General features: G+C 71.5%; 7 protein-coding genes and 2 pseudogenes. 4 read left to right on the top strand and 5 right to left on the bottom strand.

Going from position 1 to position 8,114, the window contains the following annotated elements; translation table 11 throughout:
* Together O3W51_RS45705 and glpK are read left to right on the top strand one after the other, a co-directional pair.
* Positions 1–715: pseudogene (locus O3W51_RS45705) on the top strand (MIP/aquaporin family protein); the annotation flags it as partial.
* A gap of 105 nt (positions 716–820) precedes the next feature.
* Entirely contained in the window at positions 821–2,335 is a 1,515-nt protein-coding gene (glpK, locus tag O3W51_RS45700; RefSeq protein ID WP_198357522.1) for a glycerol kinase GlpK, read from the top strand.
* A 33-nt stretch (positions 2,336–2,368) separates the two neighbouring features.
* Here glpK and O3W51_RS45695 read toward each other — a convergent pair whose 3' ends face one another.
* The 5 genes from O3W51_RS45695 to O3W51_RS45675 all read right to left on the bottom strand — a co-directional run bounded on the left by O3W51_RS45695 (position 2,369) and on the right by O3W51_RS45675 (position 6,568).
* Entirely contained in the window at positions 2,369–3,595 is a 1,227-nt protein-coding gene (locus O3W51_RS45695; RefSeq protein WP_164606770.1) for an FUSC family protein, read from the bottom strand.
* 208 nt (positions 3,596–3,803) lie between these two features.
* On the bottom strand, positions 3,804–4,061 hold the full coding sequence (locus O3W51_RS45690) for a hypothetical protein (RefSeq protein WP_138355637.1): 258 nt from the start codon (positions 4,059–4,061) through the stop codon (positions 3,804–3,806).
* A gap of 106 nt (positions 4,062–4,167) precedes the next feature.
* Positions 4,168–4,689, bottom strand: coding sequence for a GNAT family N-acetyltransferase (locus O3W51_RS45685; RefSeq protein WP_138355636.1), 522 nt, complete (start codon positions 4,687–4,689; stop codon positions 4,168–4,170).
* 44 nt (positions 4,690–4,733) lie between these two features.
* Entirely contained in the window at positions 4,734–5,534 is an 801-nt protein-coding gene (locus O3W51_RS45680) for a putative protein N(5)-glutamine methyltransferase (RefSeq protein WP_244809633.1), read from the bottom strand.
* A 332-nt stretch (positions 5,535–5,866) separates the two neighbouring features.
* Positions 5,867–6,568 carry a phosphatase PAP2 family protein gene (locus O3W51_RS45675; protein ID WP_138355634.1) on the bottom strand — a complete coding sequence of 234 codons (702 nt, stop codon included), beginning with the start codon at positions 6,566–6,568 and terminating at the stop codon, positions 5,867–5,869.
* Positions 6,569–6,825: 257 nt separating this feature from the next.
* Here O3W51_RS45675 and O3W51_RS45670 point away from each other — a divergent pair, with 257 nt between their 5' ends.
* Positions 6,826–7,143: a hypothetical protein gene (locus tag O3W51_RS45670; protein WP_138355633.1), complete on the top strand. Its 318-nt coding sequence runs from the start codon at positions 6,826–6,828 to the stop codon at positions 7,141–7,143.
* A gap of 73 nt (positions 7,144–7,216) precedes the next feature.
* A pseudogene (locus tag O3W51_RS45665) lies at positions 7,217–8,114 on the top strand (HEAT repeat domain-containing protein); the annotation flags it as partial.

The raw sequence follows: 8,114 nt of genomic DNA, 5'->3' as shown, positions 1-8,114 counted from the left end.
GGTCGTCGCCGCCGACCTGGGCGACCACGACAGCATCGCGTGGGCGTGGGGGTTCGGCGTCACCTTCGGTGTGTACGTCGCGGCACGGCTGTCGGGCGCGCATCTCAACCCGGCCGTGACCCTCGCGCTGGCCATGTTCCGCGGCTTCCCATGGGCGCGGGTCGCCCCGTACGCGCTGGCACAGACGGCGGGAGCCTTCACCGCCGCGCTGCTGGTGCGCTGGAACTCCTCCGAAGTCCTCGCCAAGGCGGACCCGGGTCACACCATCAAGACCCAGGGGGTGTTCTCCACCCTGCCCGGCAACGGCGTCTTCCCGATCAGCGAATGGGGCGCGCTCCGCGACCAGATCATCGGCACGGCCATCCTGCTGCTCGTCATCATGGCGCTGACCGATGTACTCAACACCGCTCCCAAGGCGAACCTTGGCCCCCTGCTGATCGGGTTCCTCGTGGTGGCGATCGGCATGGCCATCGGCACCGACGCCGGGTACGCGATCAACCCGGCCCGTGACTTCGGTCCGCGGCTGGCGAGCTACATCACCGGCTACAACAGCGCGTGGCGCGACCAGTACGGCGATCTCTACTTCTGGGTGCCCATCGTCGGCCCGCTCATCGGCGGCCCGATCGGCGCCGCCGTCTACCACTACGTCGTCAGACCGTTCCTGCCGGAGCACGCCGAACAGCCGGCGGGCAGCATCCTGCCCGAGGACGAGTGACCGCGGCCGTCTCCGACAGATACCCGGATCCCGTCCCCGGCACGGAGCCGTCCCACCGGCCGTCCCGGCCGGCCGTCAGCAGCGATCACGCGTGGAGGAACCGACATGGCGGACTACGTCGCCGCGATCGACCAGGGCACGACGAGCACCCGTTTCATGATCTTCGATCATGGCGGTAACGAGGTCGGCCGCCATCAGCTGGAACACGAGCAGATCCTGCCCAAGGCCGGCTGGGTGGAGCACAGCCCGGTGGAGATCTGGGAGCGCACCCGCTCGGTCGTCGCCACCGCCATGAACAAGCACCATCTGGCGGCGAGCGACCTGGCCGCCCTCGGCATCACCAACCAGCGCGAGACGACGTTGGTGTGGAACCGGCACACCGGGCGGCCGTACTACAACGCCATCGTCTGGCAGGACACCCGCACCGACCGGATCGCCAGCGCCCTGGAGCGCGAAGGCAAGGGCGAGGTGATCCGCGCCAAGGCCGGGCTGCCGCCTGCCACCTACTTCGCCGCCGGCAAGGTCCAGTGGATCCTGGAGAACGTGGACGGGGTCCGCGCGGACGCCGAGCGCGGCGACGCGCTCTTCGGCACGATGGACACCTGGGTGCTGTGGAACCTCACCGGCGGCCCGAGGGGCGGCGTGCACATCACGGACGTCACCAACGCCTCCCGCACCATGCTGATGGACCTGCGGACGCTGGCCTGGGACGACGAACTCCTGTCGTTCTTCGCCATCCCCCGCGCCATGCTCCCGGAGATCAAACCGTCCAGCGAACCGGCCGGGTACGGTCAGTCGCCCGACGTCAGCCCGCTGGCAGGCGTACCGATCAGCGGAATCCTCGGTGACCAGCAGGCCGCCACCGTGGGCCAGGTCTGCTTCGCGGAGGGCGAGGCGAAGAACACCTACGGCACCGGCAACTTCCTGCTCCTCAACACCGGCAACCGTCCGGTGCGCTCCCAGCACGGGCTGCTGACCACCGTCGCCTACCAATTCGCCGGCCAGGACCCGGTCTACGCGCTGGAGGGTTCGATCGCGGTGACCGGATCCGCGGTGCAGTGGCTCCGGGACCAGTTGCACATCATCGGTGACGCGGCGGCCAGCGAGACCCTGGCCCGCCGTGTCGAGGACTCGGCGGGCGTCTACTTCGTGCCCGCGTTCTCCGGCCTGTTCGCGCCGTACTGGCGCTCCGACGCGCGCGGCGCCATCGTCGGTCTGGCCCGCTTCCACAACGACGCGCACATCGCGCGGGCCACCCTGGAGGCGATCTGCTACCAGAGCCGCGACGTCGTCGAGGCCATGGCCAAGGACTCCGGTGTCGACCTGGCCGTACTGAAGGTCGACGGCGGCGTCACCGCCAACAGCCTGTGCATGCAGACCCAGGCGGACGTACTGGGCGTGCCCGTGATCCGTCCGCAGGTCGCCGAGACCACGGCGCTGGGCGCGGCCTACGCGGCCGGCCTGGCCGTGGGCTTCTGGCGCGACACCGACGAGCTGCGGGCCAACTGGAACCAGGCCCACCGCTGGGATCCCGAATGGGACGAGGACCGCCGCGAGTCGGGCTACGCGGACTGGAAGCGCGCGGTGGAACGCACCATGGACTGGGTCAAGGTCGACTGACCGCCCGACACCCCTGCGGGCTCGTGTCCGGCATCACGGATCGGCCCGGGAGAGGCGCGGACCCGAGCCCAGCAGGCGCCGCTTGAAGGCGTCCAGGCGCGGGAAGCGCTCGCGCTGCTCACGGGAGTAACGGTCGAGTTCCTCCACCAGCCGGACCGAGCGCTTCTCCACGTCCAGCTCGTCCAGGATCCGGTCGATCTCCGCCAGCAGCGCCCCGTGCAGCTGCCATTGGCGCGGGTGCTCGCGCACCTTGTCCAGCAGCAGATGCGCCACCGTTTCGCGGTGCGCGCCGCTCTGCTCGAGCGCCCGGCTCAGCTCGTCCTCCGCCTCCTCCGCGTTCGCGCTGACCTGCGTGGTGATCAGCACGGCGAAGTTCTCGATGGCGATGGCCACATGGCGCAGCAGTTCGTTGAGCGCGACCGCCACGTCGGCGGGGAACAGCGCCTCTTCGGTGCGCTCCTTCGCGAGGTCCGTCAGCGTCCTGGTCAGGACCCGCAGCACCACGGCGCAGATCTCCAGCGTGTCCAGGCCCGTCCGCAGGACGACCCGGGACAGCAGCCCCTCGCGGACCCGCGGGTTCCACCGCAGGCTCTCCTCCGCCTGCCGCAGGGAGGCGTCCACCTCGACGATGTCGTGGTCGAGACGGCGGGCCTCGTGCAGCCGGCCGGCGGCGCGCTCGACGGGGGTGTGCCCGGACAGCTCGGCGCCGATGTCGCGGAAGAGCCGGCCCATGCGGCGGGACAGCCCCTCGATGGACTCCCCCGCGGACTCCACCCAGACGGGTGGCGCGAACAGGAGGTTGAACAGCAGACCCACGCCGGCCCCGATCAGGGTCTCCAGGATGCGGTCCCACGCGGTGTTCGCCACCTGGCTGACACCCAGGACGAGCATGGCGCTGATCGCGACCTCGGGGACGAACTCATCCACCCGTACGAAGCGTCCGATGACCAGCGAGGTGAGGATCGTCAGGCCCAGAGTCCACCAGTTCAGCCCGACCAGGGAGCTGAAGGCGCTCGCGATGAGGACGCCGGCCACCACCGCGTTGACGCGGCGGATCCCCGTCGTCAGTGTGGCGTACAGGGTGACCTGGACGACGAGGAGCGCGGTCAGCGGCGCCGTCAGAGGGGCCGGTTGGGGGGTGAGCCACACCGCGGCCTGATAGGCGATGACCGCTGCCGCGGTGGAGCGCAGGGTCTGGGCGACGACCGGTTCGTTGGACCTCTGGACGAGTTTGACGACGGGATCAGGTACGACGGGCATCTCCCACCCCTTCCCGATCATGGAGGGCTCAGGCATCGGACCTGAGCCGGTGACCGGCACGGGGCTTCGGGCGGACCGGCGTGGGTGTGAAGTTACCCGCGCCGGTCCGGGCCGCGACGCATCCTCCTGGTGTCGCCGGCAGCGTCACCCGGTCGCCGACCGGGAGGAACAGGAGGACCGGGAGACGGCGCCCGAACTGCGGGTGCGCTCAGCTGACCAGTTCGTGGCCGGCCTTCACCGCGTCCTTGCCCGCCTTCACGGTGTCCTTGACCGCTCCCACCTTCCTGTCCAGCTTGTCTCCGACGACGCCCTGCGCCGCTTCCTTGGCCTGCTGGCCGGTGGTCGCGGCGGTCTGCGCCGTGCCACTCAGGGTTCCTCCGAAGTCAAGAGCCTGGGCACAGGGGGCGGCGGCGGCAAGAAGCGCGGAACTTGCGGCGGCGGCAGTGAGAAATCGACGAACGTTCATGATCGATGTAACGCGCGGGACGCCGAGAGGGCACGCAAACCATGAACAACCCACCCTCCGGGACGTAGCAGCGTGAGGGCGGGCAGCCGGTGCCACCGGGGCGCGGTCAGGCGTTCTCCGAGGTCGTCCCGGGCATCCCCGTCCACTCGATCGTGTAGTACCGCAGCCGCTCGTCCTCCGCGACGAGCCGCATGCCCGCCGCGGCCATGACGCACTGCGACGCGATGTTCTCCCGCGCGGTGTCACCGTGCACGCGGGAAATGCCGCGGGCGCGCGCGAACACCAGCAGTGCGCGCAGCGCCTCGCCCGCGTAGCCGTGCCCCCGGGCGGCCGGGACCAGGCCGTAGCCGATGGTCACGCCTCCGTTCTCGTCCGCGGGGCCGTGGAAACCCAGCCCGCCCATCACCAGATCGTCCTCGCGGCGGCGGAGCTCGTACGCGCCGAACGGCTGGGGATCCCCGCTCTGCTCACAGGTGTTCAGGAAGCGCCGGGCGCCGGCGACATCCCCCTGGTCCGGATACCCCGGTGCCCACCGGGCCCCCTCCCCGGGCACTCCCGCCATCACCTGCCGCGCCTCGACGACGCTCATCGGATGCAGCACCAGCCGCGCCGTCACAAGATCTTCCATGGCATCGAGGAGTATCACGCGCGCTGCCGGGAGCACACCCGGATTTACCCCGGCGGCCTGGTGCCGATGACGACGGTGGCGTACAGCTCCTCCGAAGTTGCCACCCGTGGAATCAGTCCGTCGCGGGCGACGATGCCGACGGCCTCCGGTACCTGCCGCTCGCTGGTCTCGAAGAGCAGATGGCCGCCCGGGGCCAGCCAACGGGCCGCTTCCGCGGTCACCCGCCGCAGGACGTCCAGTCCGTCGGTACCGCCGTCGAGTGCCACCCGGGCCTCGTGGACCCGGGCCTCCGTGGGGAGCAGTTCGATCTCTTCGGTCGGTACGTACGGCACGTTCGCGAGCAGGATTCCGACCCGGCCCCGCAACGGACCGGGCAGCGGCGCGTAGAGGTCCCCTTCGTACACCTGGCCACCGACGGCGTCGACGTTGCGCCGGGCGCACCGCACCGCGGCCGGGTCGATGTCGGCGGCGTACAACTCCACCGGGCCGGGCCCGGAACCCGGGTCCCCGTTCCGGTCGGACACCAGCGCGGCGCCCAGGGCGCCCGAGCCGCAGCACAGGTCGACGACCACGGACCCCGGCCGGAGCAGGGCCGCCGCCTGATCGACGAGGAACTCGGTGCGGCGGCGGGGCACGAAGACCCCGGGGTCGACGACGAACCGGTGGCCGTGGAACTCCGCCCAGCCGAGGACGTGTTCGAGGGGCAGACCGACGACGCGCCGTTCCACCATGGCGGCGAGTTCGGCGGGGGTCCGTGCGGTGGAGACGAGCAACTCCGCCTCGTCCTCGGCGAACACACAGCCGGCGGCGCGAAGCCTGGTGACGATGGCGGGGAAGGGAAACACTGATGGTGAAGCCGGCACGATGAGCCTTTCGGAACGCCTCTGGGCGCTCCCGCGGGTCACCTATGCCTGACGGTGAGCCGCACGGCCGCGAAGGGGGAGCACCCGACCTGATACAGCGGTGATGGGTCCCACCTCCTCAGTTGATCATTGGTAACGACGGCAACACTGTACCTGACCCGGGCCGGGCGGCAGCGGCACCCCGGTGAACGCGACGGCCCGCCCGGGCGCCATGTACGAGGACGCGGTGGCACGGGCCAAGGCCGCCTTCGATCTCGTCGAGAACGGCCTGCGGGGCTACGCCGTCCGCTGACCGGCGGCAGGGTGACGCATCGTCAGTTCGGGGGCCTGCCGCCATCCAGGCCACGGCGCGCGAAGTACCGCGCGTAAAGGGTCGCGCCGAGACCGATCCACGCCGCGGCCAGTAGCCATCCGGCAAGGACGTCGCTCGGCCAGTGCATGCCGAGGTAGACCCGGGTGCCGCCGACGGCCGCGGCCCAGCACAGCAGAACGGCGCAGCACACTCGCGCGACCGCCGGGCGGCCGCGGACGGCCGCGGCCCAGGCCAGCAGACCGGCGGCCATCGCCGAGGTGGTGGCGTGCCCGGACGGGAAAGCGAAGCCGGACGCGTGGCCGGCCCAGTCGCCGACGGCCGGCCGGGCCCGGCCGATCGCTTCCATCAGGCCGTACCGGACGGCCTGCCCGACGCCGAGGAAGACCGCGGCCCCGAGTACCGCGTACATCCGCTGCCGGGTGTCACGCCCCACGATCAGCCCGGCGGCCACCGCCATCGCGTACGGCCAGAACCCCGTACCGCTCGCGGTGATCCGGCGCGCCACGGTCAACGCGAGGTGCGGCCGGTGGACCATCGACCAGGTGTGCGCGGCCCCGTCCCCGGGGAACGGCGCTCCGTGGCGGATGAGGACGAACACCGCCAGCAGGACGAAGGCCCCTGCGCAGACCGCGGCGGCGGCCAGGGAGAGCGGGAAGTGGGCGCGCGGCCGCGTATCGCCGGGGTCGACGCGGTTCGCGATCATGCCGGCCTGCCTCCTCACCCACCGAGCGCCCGGCACGGTCCGTTACCGGCGGCCCGCGGCGGAGCTGTCTGTCTACAGCACTGTAGACGATTGGAACGGCCGGACCGTTCCCGGGGAACGATCGACGCGGACTCCCGTCCATGGCCCGCCGCCTGCGGGAATGTCGCCCAGGGGCCGCCGCGCACGCTGTGCCCCGTCCGGGCGCTTCACCGGCACCGGCCTGGTGGGAAATGCCCGGCAGTGGGTAGTCGACGCTCATGAGTAATTTCGTCGTCTCCTTGCCGGGCACCCTGAAGGCGCCGCTCACCCCTGAGACCAGGGGGAAGATCCTGGCCGCTCTCCAGGGCACCGATCCCCATGAAGTCGCGGAGGGCGAGTCCGCGGATCTCGACGCGCTGAGCCTGAACCCGGACACCTCCACGTTCACCCTCCGTCTGGAAGTGGAGGCGGAGAACAGCGGTACAGCACGTGCGGAGGCCCTCGCCCTCGCCGAGAGCGCGCTGCGCGGCGCCGGTCTGGACGAGCAGTCCGCGCCCTTGGGGAATCCCGTGATCACCGCGATCGATGTGAACTAAGGCCGGGTCCTCCGGATACCTGCTACCGGAAACCGGCTGGTGGAGCCGGAATCGCCGCGGCTAGCATCCGGTGATGACGACTCCGGCAGACCAAGATTTCCACGATGCGCTCCGCCGGGCCGACATCGGCCGGTTGGCGGACCGGTTGGACGTGCGGGACTGTTCGCCGGACGTCTTCGGACGTCTCGTCCGGCACGAGAATCCCCGGGTCCGGTACCTGGGGCTGACCCTGCTGAGCGAGCGGCTCGCCTCGGACCCCCGACCCGACGACGTCGAGTCGGCCGCGTTCGCCGCGCAGCTGCCGGGATCGGCGGCCGGACCGCCGGAGGCGGCGCTCGTACTGGCAGGACTCTACGAACGGCTGGGGCCGCACCTCGACGGGCGGCCCTGGCCGTTGTGGCGTGCGGCGCCGCTGCCGGTGCGGGTGCGGATCGCCTGGCTGCGCGCGGAGCTCCTCAACGATCCGGCGGCGCTCCGCGAGGAACCGCCGGGAGAGCTGCTGTACCAGGCCGTACGGGGAGCATCCGTCGCCGACGCGCACCGACCCGGGCAGCTCGTGGACGAGCTGGCGCGCACCGACGACCCGGTGCTGACGGCCGCGGCGCTGCGACTGGCCCGGCAGGGCCTGCACGCCGGGCTGCTGGCTCCGGCGCTGGTCCGCGAACAGCTGATGCGGCTGCTCGGTGCCGGAACCACGGACGTCACCGACGTCACGGCCGACGTGCTCAAGGAGCTCGCCGAGCCATGGGCGGCGCTGGATCCGTTGCCGGCCGGGCTGCTGGCCCCCTTTCTCGGCCCGGCTTCGGCGAACGCCGGGCCGGCCGCAGCCGAGGCCGCGCTCACGACCGCGGCCCGGCACGGGCACCGCCACCACCTCCAGCGGGTCGTCGACGATCCCGACCTGTCGCCGGCTCTCCGGCGGCGCGCGATGGAACTCCTCGGCGACCTGGCCGACCGTGCGGTCATCGCCC

The organism is Streptomyces sp. H39-C1 (genome assembly GCF_027158125.1).
GTDB lineage: Bacteria > Actinomycetota > Actinomycetes > Streptomycetales > Streptomycetaceae > Actinacidiphila > Actinacidiphila fildesensis.
Note: the sequence above shows the minus strand (reverse complement) of the source record. Positions and strands in the feature narration are given on the sequence as shown.